Source organism: Bacillus cereus group sp. MYBK245-2 (genome assembly GCF_051916145.1).
GTDB classification, from domain to species: domain Bacteria; phylum Bacillota; class Bacilli; order Bacillales; family Bacillaceae_G; genus Bacillus_A; species Bacillus_A pacificus.
Genome location: NZ_JBQAGB010000007.1, coordinates 37,856 through 60,705 on the forward strand (window position 1 = coordinate 37,856; position 22,850 = coordinate 60,705).

The window sequence follows — 22,850 nt, forward strand, 5'->3', positions numbered from 1 at the left end:
TATAAGAGTTACGGAGGCGTTTTTTATGGAATGGAAGCTAGATAGCGACAGTAAAATCCCTATTTATCAGCAAGTTGTTGACTTTATTGAGAAACGTATTACATATGGAGAACTTCCTCCAGGTAGCTTCCTCCCTTCCGAACGGAAATTAGCTACACAATTAAATGTAAACCGAAGTACAGTAACGACTGCTTATAATGAACTTCGTGCTATGGGAATTGTAGAAAGTACGACTGGTAAAGGAACACGAGTGAGTACACATATGTGGGGCGTTTCTCCAACATTAACGCCGAACTGGAGAAATTTCGTAGAAGGCGGTACATTTTTACCAAACTTACCGTTACTTCGCCATATTCGGGCAGAAATACAACAAAATGAAAATATTATAGATTTTGCAAACGGAGAGCTCGGTTGTAACCTCTATCCTCACGATCAACTACAAATGATTTTACGAGAACAACCGTTAACGCATTCATTAAGTTATGATCACCCGCAAGGCTATCTCCCACTAAGACAAGCGGTCGTAAAATATATGAAGGAATATTTAAAAGTTGAAGCGACTGAACAGTCCATTATGATTACTTCTGGCGCACAGCAAGCCTTGCACCTTATCGTACAATGTTTATTAAATCCAGGTGATGCTGTTGCTTTTGAAAGTCCTTCACACTGTTATTCCTTACCGTTATTCCAATCAGCAGGTATTCGTATTTTCCCGTTACCTGTCGATGAACACGGTATTAATCCAGATGATGTGCAAGAGCTATATCGGAAGCATCGTATTAAAATGATCTTTTTAAATCCAAACTTCCAAAATCCTACAGGCACAATGCTGCATCCAAACCGTAGAAAAAAACTATTATCACTTTGTGCAGACTTACGAATTGCGATTGTTGAAGATGATCCGTCTAGTTTACTTACGTTAGAAAAAAAACAACCTTGCCCTACTTTAAAATCAATAGATGAAAATGGAACAGTCATCTATGTACATTCTTTATCAAAAATGATTGCACCAGGATTACGAGTCGGCTGGCTTGTCGCCCCGCAATCGGTAGTAGAAAGGTTATCTGACGCACGACATCAAATGGAATTAGGTATGAGCATTTTCCCGCAGTGGCTTATGCAACAATTTTTTGAAACCGTACCATTTCAGTCTCATATCGTACCGTTACGAAAACAATTAGCAGAAAAAAGAGACGTTATCGTCCGTGCCCTAAACGAGCAACTTCATGATAAAATCTCTTTTTCCAATCCTACTGGTGGTATTTACATATGGGGAAAATTAAAAGAACCGATAAACGAAAAACAACTCATTATGCAAAGCTTAAAACAAGAAATAGCCTTTATGCCGGGGAGTATTTTCGGCGCGAAAGATGGTTATATTCGTTTATCTTATGGAAAAGTGAATATTGATCAAATTGAGGAAGGGGTTTCTCGTTTGCGTGAGGCTATTTTGGTTTGTGAAAAGTAACTTTAGATACAAACCCTCGTTTGACAAAACCTAAATCTACCATTATCATCAACACGAACCTAGTTATAGGAGTGATACCAATGAAAATCTATGTTGATGCAGATGCTTGTCCTGTAAAAGATGTAATTATTTTTGAAGCTACGAAGGCAGAAATTCCTGTTACCCTCGTTACAAGCTTTTCTCATTATTCTAATGCTGAGCAGCCAAAAGGCGTGGAAACAATTTATGTTGATTCTGGAGCTGATGCTGCGGATTACCGAATTATGCAGTTAGCCCAAAAAGAAGATTTAATCGTAACACAAGATTACGGTCTTGCTTCGCTTGCTTTAGCAAAAGGCTGTATCGTTCTTCATCATAAAGGGTACAAGTATACGAATGAAAACATTGACCAACTATTACAAACACGTTATTTAAGTGCAATGGTTCGAAAAAGCGGTAAGCGTACAAAAGGACCGAAACCATTTACAGCAGAAGATAAAGAGAAATTTAGAGCGCTCTTTAAAAGTATGATCGCACTGTAGAAATGAACCGTCTATTTGTAGAGAAAGAAAAGAAGAGAATATCCAAATGAACATTCTCTTCTTCAGGTTTACCCGTTTAAAATGAAGGTAAATTATCTAAGTTATTTTCTTTTATTCCATCCGGTTCACTACGTATAATATCTCTGCCATACTTATGAAATACATCCACATGAGCTAATTTCCCTGATTTTGCTTCGCTAAGAGCAGTCATATAATCTAACTCTCTTCCGCTACTTGTTTTAAACGCTATTAAATCCCCATCATCATTTTTACGAACAGCAACAATTTGTTCTGCTCCTGTATTAACTTCATGGTCTACTTCAAATTGAGCTTGTTCTTCTCCTTGATGTAAATAATCATTATACACTTTTTCAAAATCTTTTTTGTCCATTAAACTCACCTCCAACACATTTTTTAGTATGGTTGGGAGGTGTTGGTTTTATGTAATTTCCTTTTAGCAAAATGGATTTTTAATACCTACGCAAACCCTTCAAAGTTTCCAAAATATCATCCGTAAAGGCTGTGCTACCCTCTGTCTCTAAAACTCTAAAATATAAACTTCTTAAAAAAGCTCTAATATTTTGCACCAAAATATCATGCTGAGGATGCGGGATGTCTTCAACGATTGCTATGCTATGTAACCAGTTGCTCCACTCTTCTTCTGTTAAAAGATTTTGATTACGTAATGACATAATTGGCGTTACTAATCTCTCATCCTCAAAGTGTATGTAAACATAGTCATTTAGGCGAACTTTCTGACGAACAGCTGCAAGAATCGCATATGAAAACTCACGATTTTGTATTGTACGTGCTAACGCATCGAGCGCATCCGCTGCATGCGCAGTAGAGTGTGCCCACCCTTTTCCTTCTACATAACCTCTTACATCTTCTTCTAAATATACATATTCCAGCACTTGTTCTGCTACGCTGTACAGTTGTTCTTCTGATAACAACGGCTCTCTTTCATGAACAGATAAAATAAGTGGCGGAATTAATACAGAGAACGCACGTTTAAAAACAGAATCTGTTCCCTTTTCACCAATTTTATAAAATAAATAATCAGGACTAATTGCTTGTAACATTAACCCTCGTAATTCTTTTTGTCTAAATACATCATTTGTAATCCATGTGTGAAGCGTACTATAAATTAAATCATCGCGTAATTCAGCATCAGGTGATCCGATATAATCTAACATCCACTGCGCATATGGATATGCATCTACGTCTTCTGGTACAGCATAATTATTATTTTTAATTTGTAGTAGTTCTTCTTTTAATTCTAATACTTCATTCATTATATTTTTTCTCCCCTTTTTGCGTTTCTTATTGCCTTATCCCCCGTTTTTCACTTTCTAAAGCTAATATAATTATACGAGAATTATAACTATTAATAAAAGGCTATACATATACTTTTGATTGTGTATTTCTTCCGCGAATTCGTTTGCAAATGTTGTTTTTCCTGATGCTGTAATACCGCTTACTCCAACTCTTGTTGGGTGAGTTAAGTTTAATTTTAAAATATGATTAGCAATTTCATTTATACGTTGTTTTGGGTTCATGATATTTCCCACCTTCATTTAGTTTACATAACAAAATTATAATTAACTTTTATGTCACTATTTGTCGGTAAGTCGATATCCTATGTCGAATCGTCGATATATCGAAAAAATCGTTGATATATTTTAAGTTACGATAGATATATTATGATTGGTTTACTTTCCCTTAAACCCTCGATACAATGCAGTCCGTAATTCTTGCTTGTATTCCTCTATTTCTGGCATATCGAGTTCTTCTGCCAGCCTGATAGCTAATTCAATATCATACGGTACACGTACGAGTTGAATGGAAAAGCTTGCTGCTTCTTTTTCATTGTAAGTTCCTTCGAATATTAAATAGGAAGCTTGTGTAATTTCAAGTGGGTTTCCAACGCTACCAGCATTACATAACGTTTTCCCTCTGAAATTTTGAACGAACGCTTGATGAACGTCACCGTAGCAAACGACATCTGGTTTTCTTTCTCCTTCTATATTCTCCGTGAGCTCACTGTTTTCAAACATACTAATTCGCTCTTCTCTTGCGGCATGTGGTTGAATTCTTTCATATAAACTTCTCGGTGAAGCGTGGAACATACGAATGAGTTTGCCACTCATATAAAACTCGATTGAAAATGGTAAGCTTCTTAAATAGTCATTTTGTTCTTCCGATAGTTGTTTTTGATGCCATTTTAATGCCTCAAATTCAGTCGGTTTTGTTATAAAATCATCCCAGTTTCCCATTACAACTACTTCACATTCTTTACGAATGATTTCAATTGCTTCACTAGAATGAGGGCCTTTTCCAACTAAATCTCCAAGACAAATTATGCGTTTTATTCCTCTCAATTTAATATCTTGCAGTACCGATTCTAAAGCTGGAATATTACCATGTATATCTGAAATTACCGCAATTTTGTCCATATGTATTCCTCCTTTATTTATTACATTCACTTGATTGATACCATTTTGGAATATAGGATGAAAATTGATTATGATCATCTAAAATTCCGTTTAATCTTTCCTTCATATCATCTACTAAATGCGGCGTGCTTCGGTTTGTCCAAACGATATCCGCTGGGAATGTCATTGCTGCATATAATGAATACAATTTCCAAAAATGAAGCGATGGTTCCCCTCTGAAATAACCGTGAACTTGTCCAACCGCAAATGGTTTGCTTATTCTTGTAGTAAAAATCGCTACGTTATAAAAATCGTGTATCGGATCGCCAAAATCATATCCACCAAAATCGATAACGATAAACTCCTTATTATGAATCATACTATTTGCTGGATGGAAGTCATCGTGTAAAAATGTCATTGGACGGTTTTTTAATAAGTCTTTATGATTTTCTACAAAAGTTAATATTGACTTCAAATCTAGAAAATCCACTTCGTAATCTGCTAATGCCTCTATGTATCTTTCGTATTTATTCCATCTAGATGTTTCCCATTTATCACTTGCACTTTCTCTTTCAATTGAGTGAATTCGCTTTAATACTTCTCCAGCTTTTCTTCCTGCATGATACTGTTCTTCCGCCGATAGCTTACTTAAGCCCTCTTCACCATTTACACCTTGGGCCCATTCAAATACTTGAACACATTTATTTAATTCCTCAAGTTTTATGAAGTGAATTAACTTAGGCGTTGGAATATGTAATGACTCTAATTGTTTCATATATGTATATTCTTCTTGTTTACGTTCAAAGTTTACAGCATCACATACTTTCACAAAATATGTTACTCTGTTTTCTAATTCTATTTTATATTTCTCTTCATGTGAAAAACCTTTTGAAATAGCTGTACACTTTACAATACGAGGCCATTCTAGTTTTCTCTCTATCTCTCTAAGCATTTCTTCCACAACGTTCACCTCTATCAATATATGTACAAACTACCTAGTACTTCATGCTCTCGTTTACTTTCACCTTTAAACTCCACTGCAAATGGATTTTCGCCATGATGATTCAATCGTTCTAGTACTAGCCCTTCTCCAATTGGTTCACAAAACTGCACTTGAATGTCGCCAAGCGATACACTTTGACATTCCACATTCCATTCTTCATTTTTAACGATCTGGCTTGCAGTTAGCTCCATGACTTCTTTCCATTTCCGCACTGTTTCTCGAACATTTTTCACTGCGTAATGAATCGTTTCAATTTGTTGCACTTTGTTTTTATGTTCCGTGATTGTGCCAATGTTACGTAAATCGTTTCTTCTTTCTTCATCCGTTTCATTCCACTGTATAAAGAAAGGCAATTTCGGTCCGTTCTCTTCTTGCTTTACAAATAACATTTTCCACTCTAAAAGGCGACCATCTTTTCTCATTCGTTTCCCTTCAAATGGTCCTATCGTATGTAATCCATGTTTATTAAACTTAACTGCTAGTTCTTCAATTGCATCTGTTCGAATTGCGATTTGTAACATTCCTTCTCCATCTTGTAATTTCACTACCGTTTCTTGTACTAATGGATTGTCTGCTTTCTTCGCTTTTTCTTCATGCTGAACTGCCAAAAATTCTATATATGATAAATCAAAATAACATAAACTATTCCAAGTACCCCAATTTGTATGCTCTCCGCCTAGTACAGTATGAAATCCACGCTCCTGCATTTGTTTTACCGCTTCCTCCGGTGTACAATGTACTGCGTGAACGAGATGATCAAATCGTAACATGTCTTTCTCCCCTTTCTCTCCATCCTTTTATTGTATATTTTATTTTTATTTCATTCAATTTAAAAAACTTTAAAGCCTAGTTGATTTATACGATTAATATGTATTATAATAAAACAAATTTAATTATTGCTGATTGGAAAAACCAAAGGCACTTTTCTCATACGGGAAAAGTGCCTTTTTCATTTACTATTACAGGGGGATTATTTATGCAGAAATTAATTGTATTTGCTATTATTGGATTTTTCGCTCAATTGATCGATGGAGCGCTTGGAATGGCGTACGGGGTAACGTCTACCTCACTTTTACTAATGTTTGGTATCGCACCGGCTGTCGCTTCCGCTTCTGTTCATTTAGCTGAAGTCGTTACAACCGCAGCTTCTGGTGCATCTCACCTCAAATTTGGGAACGTTGATAAATACACCGTTTCCAGGCTTACATTACCAGGAGCAATTGGCGCATTTGTGGGGGCATGTTTTTTAAGCAATTTACCTGGGGATGTCATTAAACCGTACATTTCTGTATTTTTATTTACTTTAGGGGTTTATATTTTATTACGATTCATTATTCAAAAACAAGTTATTACTTCAAATAAACGTATGTCGGCTAAACAACTTGTTCCACTTGGCTTATTTGCTGGATTCGTTGATTCAACTGGTGGTGGTGGCTGGGGGCCGATTACGACACCTGTACTTTTAGCAAGAGGAAATGAAGCTAGAAAAGTTATCGGATCTGTAGATACGAGTGAGTTTCCTGTCTCACTCGCTGCAACAATTGGTTTCTTCATCTCACTCGGCTGGGAACAAGTAAGTTGGGTTTGGGTATTTTCGTTAATGCTTGGCGGTATTGTCGCAGCTCCAATCGCTGCATGGTTAGTGCGCATCGTTCCTTCTCATTTACTTGGCGTATTAGTTGGTGGCCTTATTATCTTTACAAACATTCGTACACTACTTACTACATTTAAAGTGGATCCAACTATTATTTCACTTTCTTACGTGGCAATTGGTCTTGTCGTTATTATTTCTATTTTCATTGCTGTTCGCAATCATTCCAATCGTTCTAACACACCGACAACTGGATATCCGAATGATCAAAAACAAATGCTTCCATAACAATAAAAATACCGCCCGATATACTTCGAGCGGTATTTTTTATTTTTCTAATTTCCAATTCATCATCGTTTCTGTAGTGCCAGTTCTCTGCATATGTAATTTCTCTAATACACGAATGGAGCTTTCGTTTTCCAGAAGTGTCTCCGCAATAATCATTTCTACCTCTCCAGTTTGAAAAGCCCAATTTATTAGTTCTCTTACAGCTTCTGTTGCATACCCTTTATTCCAATATTTCTCAATAAAACCGTAACCAACTTCTACTGTATGTTCCTCATTTGGTTTCCCTTTAAACCCTATATCGCCTAGAACGATGTCATCTTCTTTTCGAATGACATACCAGGCGCCCCAAGGTAATAAATCCTTATCCTGTTTTACATTTTCAACATGCCCTACAATATGCGGACCACTATTATATCCTTGCTCGTTAGCAACGTGTATACTCTCCTCTATACAAGGCACTATATAGAGTCTTTCTGTTTCTAATTTCATTTTGATTTCCCCTTTTCACTTAAACGTTACTCTAATTATAGCAAAAAATATGACTTTATTATGAATGTCGAATTATATTTTCTGAATTTTCTTTTAATTTTTGAAGGGTTTTTCAATATTTTTTGCGAAACATTTGTATAACAATTTTTTCTTTGCTTATTGTTACATAATAGTAGGTTCGGGTGGAGTTTTGCAAGCGTTTCCTATACAATAACCGATATTTTTTGACTTTTCCTAACAAAATATCTTGCAATATATTCAGAAACTCATTACAATTGCCATATATTAAAAATCTTAGCAATATATAAATCCTCATCAATCCGATGAGGTAGAGGTTGCGACTTTTAATAGTAAAACGGACGAGACACAGAGAATGTCTTAGACTCCGTTTGAAAGGAAAAGTTGCCGAAGTTTATATTTCTTCTCTGGAAATATGAGCTGGGGCTGTCTCCGAAAGGAACAGAACTGTCACGTTTACAAAATTACCGTGTAAACGTGGGGTGCTATCTTAACGGAAGGGTATGATGGGGTGGTTATTTGTGAAACGTTCCGCCAAATTCCTTTGGCGGTTTTTTGTATTTTTCTCCCCCGCTCCTTCCTATCTTACAAGAAAAGGAGTGTTGAACATGAATAGCGCAACGAATCAAGCTACCTCTAAAACAGAAACTACAAAAGGAAAAGGTGAATTAAGACGCGGTCTAAAATCTCGGCACCTTACGATGATTTCTCTCGGCGGTACAATTGGTACCGGACTATTTCTTGCCAGCGGTGGTGTCATCCATTCAGCTGGACCTGGTGGCGCATTAATTGCATACGCCGCAATCGGAATTATGGTTTACTTTTTAATGACAAGCCTAGCTGAACTCGCAGCTTACATGCCTGTTACTGGATCTTTTAGCACGTACGCAACAAAATTTGTTGATCCATCACTTGGCTTTGCACTTGGATGGAACTATTGGTATAACTGGGCAATTACGATTGCTGCTGAACTAGCGGCTGTAACATTAATTATGAAATTTTGGTTCCCTGATACCCCTTCTCTTATTTGGAGCGGATTATGTTTAGCTATTATTTTCCTTTTAAACTACTTATCTGTTAAAGGATTTGGTGAATCTGAATATTGGTTCGCACTTATTAAAGTCGTTACTATTATTATCTTTTTAATTGTCGGTTTCATGATGATTTTCGGAATTATGGGCGGCGAAACTGTTGGATTTAAAAACTTCACTGTTGCAGATGCACCATTTAACGGTGGTATTATGGCAATTATCGGTGTATTTATGGCAGCTGGTTTCTCATTCCAAGGTACTGAATTACTTGGGGTAGCTGCTGGTGAAACTTCTGATCCAGAACGCAATATTCCGAAAGCAATTCGTTCAATTTTCTGGCGTATTCTTTTATTCTATATCCTTGCGATTCTCGTTATCGGTTTATTAATTCCTTATACAACTGAAAGCCTTGCTGCAAGTGATGTAACAGTAAGTCCATTTACACTTATTTTTGAAAAAGCGGGCGTTGCCTTCGCTGCTTCTGTTATGAACGCTGTTATTTTAACGGCAGTACTGTCTGCTGGTAACTCTGGTATGTATGCTTCAACTCGTATGCTTTGGGATTTAGCTCGCCAAGGAAAAGCACCAAAATTCTTAGGAAAATTAGATAGCCGCGGTGTACCTGTTAACGCATTAATCGTAACATCAATTGTCGGTAGTATCGCTTTCATTGCTTCTTTATTCGGTGATGGTGTTGTATACATTTGGTTATTAAACGCATCTGGAATGTCTGGCTTTATCGCATGGGTCGGCATTGCAATTAGTCATTACCGTTTCCGTAAAGCATATATCGCACAAGGAAAAGATTTAAAAGACTTACCTTATAAAGCAAAATGGTTCCCATTCGGTCCACTCTTCGCCTTTACGCTTTGTATTATCGTAATTTTAGGACAAAACTACGGCGCATTTATGGGCGAATCAATCGACTGGAACGGTGTACTCGTTTCTTACATCGGTTTACCACTCTTCTTAGTACTTTGGTTAGGATATAAATTCACGAAAAAAACGAAAGTGATTCCACTTGATAAATGTGAACTGAAATAAAGGGAGACGAGCAAACAAATTTGTTTGCTCGTTTTTTATTTACTTCCCTATTTCTTCTGTTTTTGCAATAATAAAGGAAATATAAATAAAGGTTGGGATATCATGAACATTCGCATTACTGATGAAGCAAAAGCAGCTATACATAGATTAGAACGTGAAGACAAAAAGATCATTCGCATTAGAGGGACAATGACAAACTCTTGTAGTATATTCGTTGATGTCGATTTAATTTGGGATACATATGTTGCAGATGATGTTGTATATGAAGATGCTGACTTTATTGTACAAATGGATTCATTCACGAAAGACTACACTGGTGATACGGTGAAGCTTGATTATAAAACAACAGGTTTTAGTATTACGACTCCGAGTGAGACGTTAGTTTATGGGTTGTCGATTAAAAAATAAAGATTGTTTTTATTTAACCGCCGGGGTAAAAAAACGAGTTGAGAACGGTAATAAAAAATGATACTTTACCAAAGGATTTTTGTTTTTGAGTATTTTAAACAAAACCGCTTATGCTTCAAAAATGAAGTATAAGCGGTTCTTTCTTTTGAATGAACCAATAATAAACGCAATTCTACCCTTATTCAATGAAAAGTCTACAGCATTATTTCGATGAAGCTAAACATTCATAAAATCTATCCCTCTTCCATTTCTACTTGCTTCATATAATATTCCATCGCTTCATTAAGCCATTTTTGTTCATCTTCTGCGAAAGGCGAAGGTATCATATTTTCAAGTTCTTGCATATCCAGTTCTCCCACACTAGTATTAGCTAACTTTTGTATCAAATCTTCACTAAGAAATGAAAAAGACTCTTCTATATATTCCTTTACCATCTCTTGTACTTTCAAGTCCTCGACTGGTTTACCATATAATTGTTTAACCTTTTTAGACAATTGAATAAATGTTTTATCCAAAGCAATTTTATCTTCTTCTCGTTTCTTTGATAATTCTTCCACGATATCCGTTAACTCATGACGTTCCATCCATTCTTTATGTGTATGTTCTGTATTCATACCGTAAATAAGACTAAATAATACCCTACTATCTACCTCTTCTTCCGCTTCGACTAACTTCATTACTCTTTTAATTGCTTGTATTGATTGCCCAATTTGTTCTTTTTCTCTTTCTAACACTTGCAAATGGAGAGACAAACTTTCATTCAAATCAACACCAAAACTTGATTCGTGTAACAAATTAGCGACTTTATCTAGACTATAGCCTAGAAATTTTAAACTTATAATTTTTTGTAAGGTTATAATATCTTGATACTTATAAATGCGGTGCCCTGAAGAAGGATTTTTTTCAGGTTGTAATAACCCGATTCCATCATAATAATGCAAAGTAGGAATTGGTATTCCCGTTTTTTCTGAGAATTCTCCGATAGAAAACTTTTTATCCTTTTTCATCTAAATCCCCCTATTAAAATTATAAATTCATTATAAAACCTAAAGTAACTAGAGGTTCAAGAGGATAATTCAAGAAAATTCAAAAACGTTAAAATGCATGTAATCAATACGTATTGCACTATTTCATTTAATGGCCCAATTATTGAAGAGCATAACCTTCCCTCACAAATTCAAAGGACTTTCACTTACTTATCCCGAATATATAAATTATCATTCTCACAAGGAGCGAATGTATATGAATCTATTCGAGCACGAAACGTAAAACCGTTCCCCTTTCATAAGAGGTCCTCCTTTTTTCTTTTCTCACCATATCATTTACTTACAAAATAGGAGGATACAATTATGAAACGTGATCCATTATTTTTAACTTTATTAGAAAGTGCTAATACACATTTTAGCGGTTGGGATTTTTCTTTCATTTCAGAAACGGGCCGAATGAAGAGCGAGCCTTTATCATGGTCGTATGGTAGCACTGCTTATCAGCTTATGCAGCGTGCTAAATCAATGCTCGATATGGGTACTGGTGGCGGAGAGTTTTTATCTATGTTACAACCATTCCCGCCAACTATTTATGCGACTGAGGGCTATGCTCCAAACTTGCCAATTGCTCGAAAGAAATTAGAGCCTTTAGGGGTTACCGTTTTAGAAGTAACTGATGATACTGCATTACCATTTCAAGATGGGCAGTTTGATTTCATTATGAATCAACATGAATCCTATTCTGCTTCTGAGGTAAATAGAATACTTTCTCCTAATGGAACATTTCTTACACAACAAGTCGGTGGTCTCGATTGTGCGGAACTAAATGAGCAGTTTAACGCACCGCTAAATAACGAATTTGCAAGTTGGTCTCTTGAAGCGGCATGTAATGAACTACAGGAAAATGGATTTACTATCTTAGAAGCAAAAGAAGCATTCCCTTTCCAACGCTTTTATGATGTTGGCGCTATCCTCTATTATTTAAAAGCGATTCCATGGCAAATTCCTGATTTTACTGTCGAAAGGTATTATGAGGAATTATATCGTATACATAAAGTCATCTTACAAAAAGGGTATTTTGATGTGACGCAACATCGTTTTCTGATTAAGGCGATTCGCAGTTAATCATGGAGCATATGAAAAAGAGATGGTAGATCCATCTCTTTTTTATTTTCACTCAATATTTTCTACAGTTAAATACTTCGTTTCACAGTAATAGCCTTTGCCACCAACATAAACCTTTTCTATTTTATTCTTGCTATCGGTTGCTAATTTAACTAATATTTCAGAAGGCGAGTGTAAAGAATAACCTTGTTCAAATACATAGACTTCTTTTTGTAAGTAGTGCTGTTCATAAAGGTAGCAAGCTAATGCACCGTTTGAAGTTCCAGTGGCTGCTTCTTCATTGATATCATATAGTGGAGCAAAGTTTCTGCATATTATTCGATTGTCATTAAAAGTATATAGGTGCATCCCGACAACATTATAATACTTGCTGATTTCTTTAATTTTTTCAAAATTAGGTTGCAATGTATGTAATTGTGTTTCGCTTTTTATAGGAATTAAAATATCTTTTAAGCCCGTGGAGACAATTTGAATTGGGTATGTATTGTCTATAGCTTTACTATCAAAACAGTCAATGAACTCGTTTGGAGATATAACATCATAGAATATCGGTTCGTTTTGTTCCATGAATATGATGTCATCTTTTATGGTAATAGTAAGAACACCGCTGTTCGTTTCAATCGTATAGCGATTCTTAAAAAGTTTATTTACATGCATCAGTATCGCGAAAGAGCCAATTGTGGCATGCCCACATAAATCAACTTCCTCTTTTGGTGTAAAATACTCAATTTTATAATCCGCAATTTCAGATTCTGATATAAATGCGGTTTCCGCATAGCCCAGTTGTTTGGCTATTTCCATTTTTTGAGTAGTGGTCAATGTATTCTCCATAAATACCACTCCTGCTTTATTTCCACCTTTATGATCCTTGCTAAATGCACTTGCAACATAAACGGATATTTTCATAAGACACCTTCCTTCCTCACTTATAGTAAATTGTAGCATAGAACGTACTACATATATATATTGTTGGATAAATTATCCATAAAGCAAAAGACAAACTATTTTTTAGCATCTAAACTCTCCAAAAATGTTTGTCTACAGCCTGAGAGATGGGTCTACCATCTCTTTTTCCCCGTTTATTTTTAAAAATTTTGTGGTGGTTTCTAGATTGTTAAGTACGTCCACGTCTTGCAATCACATCAGCTTAATTACATAATGATTGTTATTTCTATTTGATGAGAAGTAGTACCCCTCCCCATCTTTTGCATTACTCATTATACTTTGGCCATCCACTTCTATTTTACTAATCTCATTTCCTTTCTTATCATATGCATATATGTAACCACCGGCTTTCATTGCATTTGAATAGGATACGAGGTAATCTACTTTTTGAATGTCTTTAAGTTCTGTATCACTTTTAGAACAGGCTACAAAAAGGAACATCGTACATATGACGATTATGACCAATGAATTGTATTTCTGGAACATATCATCACCTCACATATATAATGAAAGCAATCAGCATAAAAATACTGATTGCTCTTTAAAATATTTTATCAATTAGAGTATGAAAGTAATCTTTTTATATACTGTTTGTTTACATCATCTTCTGTCAAAAATGAAGTTGTGTAATGAATAATATTCCGGTTATCATATGTGAATATATGCTCTAACTTATTTTCTTCTGTTAATACTATTGGTAAGTATTTTGGTAAATTGCTAACTACACCTCTATTATCCTTATTTAATATCCAATCAATTTCTTTCCATTCTAATAATCCTTCCGCCGTACTTACTGGTGTGTCCATATGTACTCCAGCTGGCAGGTCAGCAAGGAATACGTACATTCCTTCACGCCCCTGAGGCTCGTCCTTGCTTTTAAAAACTACATTCCCTTTATACGTTACACTTAGAAGATCTATGCCTGTTTCCTCAAGCGTTTCTCTAATTATTCCTTCATATGGCGTTTCATTGTCTTCAATTTTTCCACCAACACCATTCCACATTCCCATATTCGGCTTTTTGTTTCTATTCAATAAGAGTATTTTCTTTCCCTTTTTAATGAAACAAATTGTGTACTTATACATACGTTCATCTCCTTTCCTTTTCCCTCATTTACAGATTTAAACTGTAACTTCCTGCAAAAAGTTTTTTATTATACAAACAATTGGTTTTTAATGAGGTATTTTTCTCATTTTTATTAAAAAACATTCTCCTTACAATTATATTTCACATAATATATTGTACAACTTTCGTTTCAGAAAGGAGTGTTCAAAATCGATAACATAAGCAGCGAATTTTTAAAACAATTTTACGATAGTCGAGTCTGGTTATATGATACACATTGGCTTGGAGTCCCCATTCTCAAACTTCCTTCTGATCTATTTTTGTATCAAGAAATGATTTACGAATTAAAACCCGACTTAATTATTGAATGTGGCACTTGTTATGGTGGTAGTGCACTATATTTAGCTTCTATATTAGATTTAATTGGAAAAGGTCACGTTCTTACTATCGATATATTTCCACAACCAAATCGTCCATCCCATGATCGCATTACGTATTTAACAGCTTCCTCTGTTTCAGTAACCGCTGTGCAAACAATATTAAGTATGCGCAAACCTAATGATGTAATTTTAGTTATTTTAGATTCTGATCATAGTAAAGAGCATGTAGCAAAAGAATTGTTGCTTTATAAATCTATCGTTACTACAGGCAGTTATATTATCGTAGAAGATACATCTATTAATGGAAATCCTGTTTCTCCCAATTGGGGGCCTGGTCCAATGGAAGCAGTTGAAGAGTTTTTAGCTACAAATAACAATTTCATAATCGATGAATCTAAGCATAAGTTTTTCATATCATTTAACCCAAAAGGTTTTTTAAAGAAGATAAAGTGAAACGTTAATAAGTGGGGTTTTGTAAATCCCCACTTATTCTATGATCTTCATTTTTGAAAAAGGATAATATACAAATTCCACTTTTCCTATTATATTATCTTCTTCAATATATCCTAAGCCGTTTCGACTATCTCTACTAATTTCACGATTATCGCCCATTACAAATAACTTATTTGGCGGGATTTTTGTCTTTTGAAAGTTATAAAACACTTGCGTATTATTAAACAAATCTTTATTTGTATACGGTTCTTCTTGTTTTTTATCATTCACATATACAGATCCATTCGTTATGTTAATTACATCACCAGGAAGTCCTATTACTCGTTTCACATAATATTTTGATTCATCCTCTTCCTTTATAATGACAATTTCTCCATGCTCTAAATCGGAAAAGTGTACCGCTGCTTTATTTACAAATACGTAGTCTTCTTCATATAAAGTCGGTTGCATCGATTTCCCTTCCACTTTACATAAAGTAAAAGAATGATAGGCTACGACCAAAACAAACACGAAGAGTATGTATTTCCCCCAACCTCTCTTAATCTCCTGTTTCATATCCATTCCCACCTTATTCAAACGCTTTTTAAATCAAAAAATATATCACTGCACCATAAGTCTCAATGCAGTGATATTATTTTTACTGGGCCTTGTTCGGCTGCTCTACTGGGACTGGATTTCCACCCGATCTTTTCGTTTTCAATTCAAAATACGCATCCAAAATCTCTTTACCAATCGCGGAATTAATTCCTGATTTGTCATCATTTACCCATGGTACAACAACTGAAAAAGCTACTTCTGGATCAGCATCATATGGTGCATAACCGGCAAGAGTTAAATTATAACATTTTTTTCTATTATTGTTTTCATCTCTTCCAATTTCACTTTCTCCACCATACACGGTTTCAGCTGTTCCCGTTTTTCCAGCTGGTTTATATGGTAATCCTTTAAACGTTGCAGTACCAGTTCCATCATTCTCTTGAAAAACTCTTCTAAATCCTTCTTTTACATGATTAATGTATGAGGTGTTCATATCCACTCGATTTAAAATAACTGGCTCAATAGACCGAATAACTTTTCCAACATCCTCTGGTCTATGTGGTTGCTCTCTCACTTCTTGCACAATTTGCGGTTTCATTCGGTAACCACCGTTTGCAATTGTTGAAATATATTGAGCAAGTTGCAGCGGCGTATATGTATCGTATTGTCCAATCGCATAATCGAGTAAAAAACCAGGTATGTTATCTGTTCTACCCATTTGACCAATCGATTCATTCGGCAAATCAATACCAGTCGGTACACCTAAGCCAAACTGTCTAAAATAGTAACGCATTTTATTAAATGTCTCTTGTTTAATGTCTAATGGATTGTTTGGCACATAATTTATACCTGCCATTTTTAAAGCCGTGTTAAACATATAAACGTTTGATGAAACTTGTAAAGCTCTTAAATCATCAATATCACCAAATTCTTTCCACGATTTCTTCGGCTTGGAGCTTCCTTTAAAATACATTGGTGCATCAAAGAAATGCGTATACGGCTTAATTGTGTCAGTTTGATAACCGGCTAATAATGTAGCCCCTTTCACAGTTGACCCTAACTCATAAGAACTTGTCATCGTTCCTAAAGCGTAGTCTTCTATTTGCATCCCGCCATCTTTATTTACAATTTTCTTTCCTGCCATCGATAAAATTTGACCGTTTTTCGGGTTCATCATTACAACGAATGCACGATCCATCATCGGCTCTGCAGAATGAAATGCTCGTAAATTCTTTTCAAGGCTTTGCTCTACTTTTTTCTGTAACTTCATATCTACTGTTAACATTAAATTATTTCCACTTTTTCCTTCGGTTACTTTTTCATTTCGAATCACATTTCCTGTTTTATCTGTAATACTTCTAGTCTGTTCTTTCGTTCCATGGAGTGCATCTTCATATTGTTTTTCAATGTAACTCTTACCAATACGATCATTTCTGTTATAATCACGTACTAAGTAATAATCTAATTGTTCTCTTGGCAATCCTTCATTTTCAGTAGAAACGCTACCAAGGATAGAACGAAGTATTTTATCATTTGGGTATTCACGTTCCCAGTCTACTGTCGTATCTACTCCAGGCAAGCTTGCCAATCTTTCACTTACGACTGCATATTCATTTTGACTTACATCTTTTTTAACGATTTGCGGCGTCATTTTATATCCCGCATTCATTTTGCTTTTAATTGCTAATACTTCTAGATCCTCTTTTGAAAGTTCGCTTAATTCTTCTTGTGTAATTCTTTCCCTACGTAACTCTTCAACTTTTTTATCTAATTCTTTCCCTTCTATCTCCTGCTTCCTAAATTTACTCTCATCTTCTTTCGTTACTTTTGCTGCTGCCCGCTTTTCATTTAACTGCATCCAAAAATCCTTTTTGTCTGTTTCTGTTAACTTGTCTATATCCTCTGGCGACATTTCAATTAACTGTGCTAATTGTCTTGCTACTTGTAAAACTTCTTTCGAGTCTACTCCTTTCATTTTTGTATATGTAACGGTTCGTAGTGGTTTGTTATTTACAATCACCTGACCTTGTCGATCAAACATTTTCCCTCTAGGAACAGGTGTACTTACCGTTACATCTTCCTTTTTGTTTACTTCATTTCTATACGTTTCTCCATCAATGATCTGTACTTTACCTAATTGAATTATAATAGCTGAAAATAAAAGAAAGACGATAAAAAATAGTACATTTAACCGAAAAGGAATATGAGTCTTTTTCTTTTTCGATTGTTTCTTCTGCTCCTTTTTCTGTCTCATTTCGCTCCCTCGCTTCATTCTATTAACATTTCTACGGAAAATCATTATGTATCAAATTTATTTATATGATATATATAGAATTTTATATTAATTACAAAAGAAATAAAAGATTTAATTTTCAGTTTTTTGATTTTATATCCTATTTATTACCATTCCCTTATTAAGGAATAACATGAATGTTATTCTAAAAGAAAGGTTGTATACTTAAGAAATAAATCAATAAAAGATATTACTAAGGAGAAAATGAAATGACAGATTCATTCACAATTCATACTAATGCGTCTCATTGTTTAAACTTTATGATTTACATTCAAAATATGTATCTCAACCAAAAAGAGAAAACAGGAAATTTACGTTTTCCTTACATAGCAAGACAATTCAATTTCTCTACTAACTTTGAAACAAATTTCAAAGAATTATGGCATTCACTTCGCAAACAAATTGCTAACGAACGATATGATTTACAAATTTTTCATGAAGAAAACCATATCTTCTATGAGAAGCTTTTTGACACCCAATTATGTAATGAAGACTCTTTTAAAGAATTAATATGTAGTTTTAAAGTATGGTGGACTAGCATAGTAGGTCAGCATTCATTAGAATGGTCTGTAAGTGAGTATAGTACGCAACTTTATAATGACTTAGTTGTATACTTAAAACAAAACGAAATAGAACCTTTACAACAGCTACATATTAACTTACTTTATGACGACTGTGTATTCGTTAAAAATAATACTACTTCTTACTCTGCTATTTTACCTACGAAACACTTTTTTATAAATTATAGAGACGTGGTTACTACATTATCGACATGTTTTCATGTTGCTTAATATAATGATTACTCAAATAAAAAACTGAGGCGGATACCTCAGTTTTTTCGATAACTTATTTCCTTGAAGACAATCCTTCAACAAATTCACCAATCTTATTTTGAAAAACATAATCAAAGTTATATTCCTGTCCTGTTAACTCTTCATTTACTAAGATGGTTGTTGCTCCTACTTCTCTCTTTGCGATTTGCGGGAATGAAGCGACAGGTTGTACTTTTAATGACGTTCCCATAACGATAAGCACATCTGTTTCATATAAACGTTTGACCGCATTTTGATATTGCGGCAATGTATCTCCGTATAACACAACGTCTGGATTTAAAATGAAATTACACTTCTCGCAGCGCGGCACTTCATGATCAATCATGTACTGCAAATCATATCCCGCTTTACACTTCGGACAATGTGCTGTTTGAAGTGTTCCATGTAGATCGATGACATGTTTACTACCACCTAATTGATGTAAACCGTCAATATTTTGCGTTAAAATCGTAATATCTTTTCCCTGTTCTTCTAGTTCTGCTAAAAAGCGATGACCACGATTTGGCTTATATTGATGAAACGTATTAATTTGAAAGATTTCTTTATAATGCTTCCAAAATTCTTTCGGACTTCGGTTATAGTACCCTCTTGATAAGTACATTTCCACATTCGCATCAGCATACAATCCATTTGCTGAACGGAAATCTGGAATACCACTTTCCGTACTTGCTCCTGCACCTGTTAATACTGTAATTTTCTTCGCTTTTTCTAAAATCGAATGTACTTCTTCAAATTGTTGCACAAAAATCACCTCTATGTATATTGCTATACTTATTATACCAGTTGTTTACAGGAGGTGTCGTACAATTCATTCTACTTAATGCGTCGCACCCCCAATTTCCACTATATCCACCTCAACGGTCATCGTTACCTCAACTGCCAACTCTATCCCTTTACGAATAGTAGAAAGTGACATACTCGGTTGCCCTGGATACTTGCTCGCTTGCTCTGGTAAAAATGGAATATGAACAAATCCGCCTTTTATTTTCTTATCACGCTTCTCTAGTTCATGCATGAGACCATAGAATAAGTGATTACAAACGAATGTACCTGCTGTTTGTGAAACGGAAGCTGGTATGCCTTCTTCTTGAAGTCTTTTTACAATTGCTTTCATCGGAAGTGTAGACCAGTAAGCAGCTGGTCCTTCTTCTACGACTGGTACATCTACCGGCTGGTTCCCTTCATTGTCAGCAATTCTTGCATCATCAATATTAATTGCGACACGCTCTATCGTAATATCTGGTCTACCCCCTGCTTGTCCAATACATATAATAAATTCCGGTGCTAATTCTTCTATATACTCTTTTAATACGCTGATTGATTTATGAAATACAGTTGGGACTTGTTTACTAATAATCTTGTATTCTCCGATTGTTTTTTCATGCAAATTTTTTGCAACTTCCCAAGCTGGATTGATGTTTTCTCCGCCAAACGGATCGAACCCTGTTAATAATACTGTTTTCATAGTTTTCCCCTCCTAATTAGAAACGATATACGAGACCGTACATAATAAACATATTTATGATAAAGATGGAAAGAGCGATTGGTACTTGCGCTTTAATAACGGCATTTTTATCTTTTAGCTCTAATAGCATCGCAGGAACGATATTAAAGTTTGCTGCCATTGGTGTAAGTAACGTTCCGCAATATCCAGCAAACATACCGAGCGCTGCCATAATCGCTGGGTTTCCGCCGTGCATTTGTACAATTAAAGGTAAACCAATTCCACCAGTAATAACGGCAAACGCTGCGAAAGCATTTCCCATTACGACTGTGAAAAGCATCATCCCTAAACAGTACGCCATAACAGCAACGAACGGATACTCTGTCGGTAACACTTGGCCGACTAAATCAGAAACGACTTGTCCAACGCCAGATTTTGCGAAAATACCGCCAAGTGCCGCTAACATTTGTGGTAAAATGACAGCCCAGCCGACAGCTTGTAATAGTCTACTTCCTTCTTGTACAGGAGTTGTTATCTTCGATTTTGTAATACGCATCGCCGCAACGAATGCAAGTAATGCTCCTAGTGCTAATGCTACTAGCGTTACTTTATCTGGATCAACAAGGGAGACATTTCCCCATTTCATTTTCCCTAACGTTAACGTACCGATAATTGTAAAAATAGGAATTAATAGTGCAGGCATAAAGATTTTATTTTTTAATTTCTCCGCATGTTTTACACGTTTTTGTACTGGAACTTCTTTCTCCTCTGATTTTGTTACTTTATTTAGTGAAGCTAACACAACCATAGCGAGTACAATACAGCCAACGTAAAACGAAGGGATTACATTTCCAAATAAAAATGTAACTGCAAATAACGCCCAAAATAGGCTAGAACCAAATCGATTTGGATGTTCACGATCGAATGCGATACGAACAGCGATAAAGGCAACGATTATACCTAATACGTAATAGATTGTATCCATTGTGATAATGTTCATTTTATATTGCCACCTTCTCTTCTTTTTCTTTTGCTTCCATCGTTTTCGCTATATATTTATCAAATCTTCTAAATCTGATCCAGCTCACAATAAGTGCAGATATTGCAGTTGGAATACCCCAAAGCGCCATATCCCATACACCGACATGCATACCTACTGAATCGAAGAATCCCTTCATTAATAAAATAGCACCAGTTGCGATAAAAATATCTTCTCCGAAAAACCAAGCTGTATTTTCCGCCGCTGCTGCATTTGCTTTAATTTTTTCTCTTAACTTTTCAGGAAGCTTACCGTATTTACCTTGCGCCGCCCCTTCGGCCATAGGCGCAACGAGTGGTCTTACTGTTTGTGCATGACCACCAATATTCAGTCCAAGTGCTGCTGATGATTCTCTTATCGTGAAATATGACATTAATACTCTTCCAGTTGTTGCGCCTTTTGATTTCGTTATAAGTGCTTCTGCTCTTTCTTTTAAACCGTAACGCTCTAAAATTCCGATTACCGGTAAAGTTAATATAATTGGCATAGACATATATCTATTTTCTATGAAAAATTTACCGAACATACTGATGACATCATAAAAGCTTAATCCTGAAACCATACCAGTAACAATACCTGCAACCATAACTACTAAAAGTGTATTTAATCTAAATAAAAAACCAACTGCAACGAGTAGTATCCCGATTAATTTAATCATTTCAGCACTTCCCCTCATATTTTTACTTCGGTGCACAAATAGAAATACCATTAAGTTCGAATGTTCTGTATATTCTCTCCGCAAATTGCACTGCTTTTTCACTATCACCATGTAAACAAATCGTTTTCGCTTGAACTTCTACTTTCTCGCCATTCACCGAATTTACATACCCTTCTTTCACCATTTGAAGCACTTGCTTTATCGCTTCGTCTTCATTTTTTATAAGCGCATTTTCTTCCGTACGACTCGTTAATGTTCCATCTTGCTTATACGTACGATCTGCAAAAGCTTCTTGTACGAGAGTTATATTATATTTTTCCGCAGCCTGTATAAACGCCTCGCTATTTGCTAATCCGTAAAGTAATAGATTTGGATTCATATGATACATTGCCTTTGCGATTGCATCCGCAATTTCCGGATTAGTCGCTGCCATATTATATAAAGCACCGTGCGGTTTCACATGCTGCATCTTCCCACCTGCTGCTTTCACAAATGCGTCTAATGCGCCAATTTGATATAAAACATAATCGTATACTTCACTTGCTGAAACATTCATGTTCCTTCTACCAAATCCAATTAAGTCTGGAAAACCTGGGTGTGCCCCTATCGCTACGTTATGCTGCAGAGCTTTTTCAACCGTTTGCCGCATAACAGACGGATCACCTGCATGAAAACCGCAAGCAACATTTATAGAGGATACGAATGGAAGAATTTCATCATCATTTCCCATTTTATAAGCGCCAAAACTTTCTCCTAAATCACAGTTTAAATCAATTGTAGTCACACTGTTCCCCTC

24 protein-coding genes, 2 pseudogenes and 1 riboswitch are annotated in these 22,850 nt (G+C 35.5%); of the genes and pseudogenes, 8 read left to right on the forward strand and 18 right to left on the reverse strand.

Annotated elements, in window-relative coordinates:
- The first annotated feature begins 25 nt into the window (after positions 1 to 25).
- Together pdxR and ACTFRN_RS13620 are read left to right on the forward strand one after the other, a co-directional pair.
- Positions 26 to 1,468 carry a MocR-like pyridoxine biosynthesis transcription factor PdxR gene (pdxR, locus tag ACTFRN_RS13615; protein WP_088106660.1) on the forward strand — a complete coding sequence of 481 codons (1,443 nt, stop codon included), beginning with the start codon at positions 26 to 28 and terminating at the stop codon, positions 1,466 to 1,468.
- An 80-nt stretch (positions 1,469 to 1,548) separates the two neighbouring features.
- Positions 1,549 to 1,989: a YaiI/YqxD family protein gene (locus ACTFRN_RS13620; RefSeq protein WP_000708754.1), complete on the forward strand. Its 441-nt coding sequence runs from the start codon at positions 1,549 to 1,551 to the stop codon at positions 1,987 to 1,989.
- A gap of 76 nt (positions 1,990 to 2,065) precedes the next feature.
- Here the strand turns inward: ACTFRN_RS13620 and ACTFRN_RS13625 are convergent, their stop codons facing one another.
- From ACTFRN_RS13625 to ACTFRN_RS13650, 6 genes and pseudogenes are all read right to left on the reverse strand, one after another.
- Positions 2,066 to 2,380 carry a DUF3892 domain-containing protein gene (locus ACTFRN_RS13625; RefSeq protein WP_000358171.1) on the reverse strand — a complete coding sequence of 105 codons (315 nt, stop codon included), beginning with the start codon at positions 2,378 to 2,380 and terminating at the stop codon, positions 2,066 to 2,068.
- A 79-nt stretch (positions 2,381 to 2,459) separates the two neighbouring features.
- Positions 2,460 to 3,284, reverse strand: a complete 825-nt coding sequence (locus ACTFRN_RS13630; protein ID WP_001006676.1) for a DUF2785 domain-containing protein — start codon at positions 3,282 to 3,284, stop codon at positions 2,460 to 2,462.
- Positions 3,285 to 3,410: 126 nt separating this feature from the next.
- Positions 3,411 to 3,548, reverse strand: a pseudogene (locus ACTFRN_RS13635) (uridine kinase); the annotation flags it as partial.
- A gap of 153 nt (positions 3,549 to 3,701) precedes the next feature.
- A complete protein-coding gene (locus tag ACTFRN_RS13640; RefSeq protein WP_000357649.1) occupies positions 3,702 to 4,445 on the reverse strand; it encodes a metallophosphoesterase family protein in 744 nt (247 codons plus the stop codon).
- A 13-nt stretch (positions 4,446 to 4,458) separates the two neighbouring features.
- Positions 4,459 to 5,385: an aminoglycoside phosphotransferase family protein gene (locus ACTFRN_RS13645; RefSeq protein WP_088106661.1), complete on the reverse strand. Its 927-nt coding sequence runs from the start codon at positions 5,383 to 5,385 to the stop codon at positions 4,459 to 4,461.
- Between the two features lie 14 nt (positions 5,386 to 5,399).
- A complete protein-coding gene (locus tag ACTFRN_RS13650; protein ID WP_000943331.1) occupies positions 5,400 to 6,197 on the reverse strand; it encodes a VOC family protein in 798 nt (265 codons plus the stop codon).
- Positions 6,198 to 6,403: 206 nt separating this feature from the next.
- Here ACTFRN_RS13650 and ACTFRN_RS13655 point away from each other — a divergent pair, with 206 nt between their 5' ends.
- Positions 6,404 to 7,306 (forward strand): sulfite exporter TauE/SafE family protein, encoded by a 903-nt coding sequence (locus tag ACTFRN_RS13655; protein ID WP_014893620.1) that lies wholly within the window; start codon positions 6,404 to 6,406, stop codon positions 7,304 to 7,306.
- A 39-nt stretch (positions 7,307 to 7,345) separates the two neighbouring features.
- Here ACTFRN_RS13655 and ACTFRN_RS13660 read toward each other — a convergent pair whose 3' ends face one another.
- Positions 7,346 to 7,795 carry a GNAT family N-acetyltransferase gene (locus tag ACTFRN_RS13660; RefSeq protein WP_088106662.1) on the reverse strand — a complete coding sequence of 150 codons (450 nt, stop codon included), beginning with the start codon at positions 7,793 to 7,795 and terminating at the stop codon, positions 7,346 to 7,348.
- A 321-nt stretch (positions 7,796 to 8,116) separates the two neighbouring features.
- Positions 8,117 to 8,309: riboswitch (Lysine riboswitch) on the forward strand.
- Between the two features lie 112 nt (positions 8,310 to 8,421).
- Here ACTFRN_RS13660 and ACTFRN_RS13665 point away from each other — a divergent pair.
- On the forward strand, positions 8,422 to 9,888 hold the full coding sequence (locus ACTFRN_RS13665) for an amino acid permease (RefSeq protein ID WP_049110828.1): 1,467 nt from the start codon (positions 8,422 to 8,424) through the stop codon (positions 9,886 to 9,888).
- Positions 9,889 to 9,990: 102 nt separating this feature from the next.
- Entirely contained in the window at positions 9,991 to 10,296 is a 306-nt protein-coding gene (locus ACTFRN_RS13670; protein ID WP_001026179.1) for an iron-sulfur cluster biosynthesis family protein, read from the forward strand.
- A gap of 233 nt (positions 10,297 to 10,529) precedes the next feature.
- On the opposite strand, the gene ACTFRN_RS13675 is transcribed toward ACTFRN_RS13670, so the two are convergent.
- On the reverse strand, positions 10,530 to 11,303 hold the full coding sequence (locus ACTFRN_RS13675) for a MerR family transcriptional regulator (RefSeq protein WP_000710820.1): 774 nt from the start codon (positions 11,301 to 11,303) through the stop codon (positions 10,530 to 10,532).
- A 342-nt stretch (positions 11,304 to 11,645) separates the two neighbouring features.
- Here ACTFRN_RS13675 and ACTFRN_RS13680 point away from each other — a divergent pair, with 342 nt between their 5' ends.
- Entirely contained in the window at positions 11,646 to 12,407 is a 762-nt protein-coding gene (locus ACTFRN_RS13680; protein WP_000817576.1) for a class I SAM-dependent methyltransferase, read from the forward strand.
- A gap of 48 nt (positions 12,408 to 12,455) precedes the next feature.
- On the opposite strand, the gene ACTFRN_RS13685 is transcribed toward ACTFRN_RS13680, so the two are convergent.
- The 3 genes and pseudogenes from ACTFRN_RS13685 to ACTFRN_RS13695 form a co-directional block, all read right to left on the reverse strand.
- Positions 12,456 to 13,313, reverse strand: coding sequence for a PhzF family phenazine biosynthesis protein (locus ACTFRN_RS13685; protein ID WP_088106663.1), 858 nt, complete (start codon positions 13,311 to 13,313; stop codon positions 12,456 to 12,458).
- Positions 13,314 to 13,556: 243 nt separating this feature from the next.
- A pseudogene (locus ACTFRN_RS13690) lies at positions 13,557 to 13,838 on the reverse strand (hypothetical protein); the annotation flags it as partial.
- Positions 13,839 to 13,906: 68 nt separating this feature from the next.
- Positions 13,907 to 14,437, reverse strand: a complete 531-nt coding sequence (locus tag ACTFRN_RS13695) for an NUDIX hydrolase (protein ID WP_088106664.1) — start codon at positions 14,435 to 14,437, stop codon at positions 13,907 to 13,909.
- Positions 14,438 to 14,617: 180 nt separating this feature from the next.
- Between ACTFRN_RS13695 and ACTFRN_RS13700 the strand changes: the two genes are divergently transcribed.
- Positions 14,618 to 15,250, forward strand: a complete 633-nt coding sequence (locus ACTFRN_RS13700; protein ID WP_014893619.1) for a CmcI family methyltransferase — start codon at positions 14,618 to 14,620, stop codon at positions 15,248 to 15,250.
- 33 nt (positions 15,251 to 15,283) lie between these two features.
- Here ACTFRN_RS13700 and lepB read toward each other — a convergent pair whose 3' ends face one another.
- Positions 15,284 to 15,805, reverse strand: coding sequence for a signal peptidase I (lepB, locus tag ACTFRN_RS13705; protein ID WP_000806882.1), 522 nt, complete (start codon positions 15,803 to 15,805; stop codon positions 15,284 to 15,286).
- 82 nt (positions 15,806 to 15,887) lie between these two features.
- Positions 15,888 to 18,041: a peptidoglycan D,D-transpeptidase FtsI family protein gene (locus ACTFRN_RS13710; protein WP_440038176.1), complete on the reverse strand. Its 2,154-nt coding sequence runs from the start codon at positions 18,039 to 18,041 to the stop codon at positions 15,888 to 15,890.
- 248 nt (positions 18,042 to 18,289) lie between these two features.
- On the opposite strand from ACTFRN_RS13710, the gene ACTFRN_RS13715 reads away from it, so the two are divergent.
- Positions 18,290 to 18,871, forward strand: a complete 582-nt coding sequence (locus ACTFRN_RS13715) for a hypothetical protein (RefSeq protein ID WP_014893618.1) — start codon at positions 18,290 to 18,292, stop codon at positions 18,869 to 18,871.
- A gap of 55 nt (positions 18,872 to 18,926) precedes the next feature.
- Here ACTFRN_RS13715 and ACTFRN_RS13720 read toward each other — a convergent pair whose 3' ends face one another.
- The 5 genes from ACTFRN_RS13720 to pxpA all read right to left on the reverse strand — a co-directional run bounded on the left by ACTFRN_RS13720 (position 18,927) and on the right by pxpA (position 22,838).
- Complete coding sequence (locus ACTFRN_RS13720) at positions 18,927 to 19,664, reverse strand: NAD-dependent protein deacylase (RefSeq protein WP_073569451.1); 738 nt, start codon at positions 19,662 to 19,664, stop codon at positions 18,927 to 18,929.
- Positions 19,665 to 19,730: 66 nt separating this feature from the next.
- Entirely contained in the window at positions 19,731 to 20,378 is a 648-nt protein-coding gene (pcp, locus tag ACTFRN_RS13725; protein WP_049112272.1) for a pyroglutamyl-peptidase I, read from the reverse strand.
- A 16-nt stretch (positions 20,379 to 20,394) separates the two neighbouring features.
- On the reverse strand, positions 20,395 to 21,357 hold the full coding sequence (locus ACTFRN_RS13730) for a DUF979 domain-containing protein (protein WP_001021665.1): 963 nt from the start codon (positions 21,355 to 21,357) through the stop codon (positions 20,395 to 20,397).
- 1 nt (position 21,358) lies between these two features.
- Positions 21,359 to 22,054, reverse strand: a complete 696-nt coding sequence (locus ACTFRN_RS13735; RefSeq protein ID WP_000593385.1) for a DUF969 domain-containing protein — start codon at positions 22,052 to 22,054, stop codon at positions 21,359 to 21,361.
- Between the two features lie 22 nt (positions 22,055 to 22,076).
- Entirely contained in the window at positions 22,077 to 22,838 is a 762-nt protein-coding gene (gene pxpA / locus ACTFRN_RS13740) for a 5-oxoprolinase subunit PxpA (protein ID WP_000207329.1), read from the reverse strand.
- Between the last annotated feature and the right edge of the window lie 12 nt (positions 22,839 to 22,850).

Excerpts from the sequence above, each read along its gene's own strand:
- ACTFRN_RS13625 (WP_000358171.1), bottom strand. The coding sequence starts at position 2,380 with ATGGACAAAAAAGATTTTGAAAAAGTGTATAATGATTATTTACATCAA.
- ACTFRN_RS13680 (WP_000817576.1), top strand. The coding sequence starts at position 11,646 with ATGAAACGTGATCCATTATTTTTAACTTTATTAGAAAGTGCTAATACA.
- ACTFRN_RS13710 (WP_440038176.1), bottom strand. The coding sequence starts at position 18,041 with ATGAGACAGAAAAAGGAGCAGAAGAAACAATCGAAAAAGAAAAAGACT.
- ACTFRN_RS13650 (WP_000943331.1), bottom strand. The coding sequence starts at position 6,197 with ATGTTACGATTTGATCATCTCGTTCACGCAGTACATTGTACACCGGAG.
- ACTFRN_RS13685 (WP_088106663.1), bottom strand. The coding sequence starts at position 13,313 with ATGAAAATATCCGTTTATGTTGCAAGTGCATTTAGCAAGGATCATAAA.
- pdxR (WP_088106660.1), top strand. The coding sequence starts at position 26 with ATGGAATGGAAGCTAGATAGCGACAGTAAAATCCCTATTTATCAGCAA.
- ACTFRN_RS13730 (WP_001021665.1), bottom strand. The coding sequence starts at position 21,357 with ATGAACATTATCACAATGGATACAATCTATTACGTATTAGGTATAATC.
- ACTFRN_RS13715 (WP_014893618.1), top strand. The coding sequence starts at position 18,290 with ATGACAGATTCATTCACAATTCATACTAATGCGTCTCATTGTTTAAAC.
- ACTFRN_RS13655 (WP_014893620.1), top strand. The coding sequence starts at position 6,404 with ATGCAGAAATTAATTGTATTTGCTATTATTGGATTTTTCGCTCAATTG.
- pcp (WP_049112272.1), bottom strand. The coding sequence starts at position 20,378 with ATGAAAACAGTATTATTAACAGGGTTCGATCCGTTTGGCGGAGAAAAC.
- ACTFRN_RS13660 (WP_088106662.1), bottom strand. The coding sequence starts at position 7,795 with ATGAAATTAGAAACAGAAAGACTCTATATAGTGCCTTGTATAGAGGAG.
- ACTFRN_RS13735 (WP_000593385.1), bottom strand. The coding sequence starts at position 22,054 with ATGATTAAATTAATCGGGATACTACTCGTTGCAGTTGGTTTTTTATTT.
- ACTFRN_RS13620 (WP_000708754.1), top strand. The coding sequence starts at position 1,549 with ATGAAAATCTATGTTGATGCAGATGCTTGTCCTGTAAAAGATGTAATT.
- ACTFRN_RS13675 (WP_000710820.1), bottom strand. The coding sequence starts at position 11,303 with ATGAAAAAGGATAAAAAGTTTTCTATCGGAGAATTCTCAGAAAAAACG.
- ACTFRN_RS13670 (WP_001026179.1), top strand. The coding sequence starts at position 9,991 with ATGAACATTCGCATTACTGATGAAGCAAAAGCAGCTATACATAGATTA.
- ACTFRN_RS13630 (WP_001006676.1), bottom strand. The coding sequence starts at position 3,284 with ATGAATGAAGTATTAGAATTAAAAGAAGAACTACTACAAATTAAAAAT.
- ACTFRN_RS13640 (WP_000357649.1), bottom strand. The coding sequence starts at position 4,445 with ATGGACAAAATTGCGGTAATTTCAGATATACATGGTAATATTCCAGCT.
- ACTFRN_RS13665 (WP_049110828.1), top strand. The coding sequence starts at position 8,422 with ATGAATAGCGCAACGAATCAAGCTACCTCTAAAACAGAAACTACAAAA.
- lepB (WP_000806882.1), bottom strand. The coding sequence starts at position 15,805 with ATGAAACAGGAGATTAAGAGAGGTTGGGGGAAATACATACTCTTCGTG.
- ACTFRN_RS13695 (WP_088106664.1), bottom strand. The coding sequence starts at position 14,437 with ATGTATAAGTACACAATTTGTTTCATTAAAAAGGGAAAGAAAATACTC.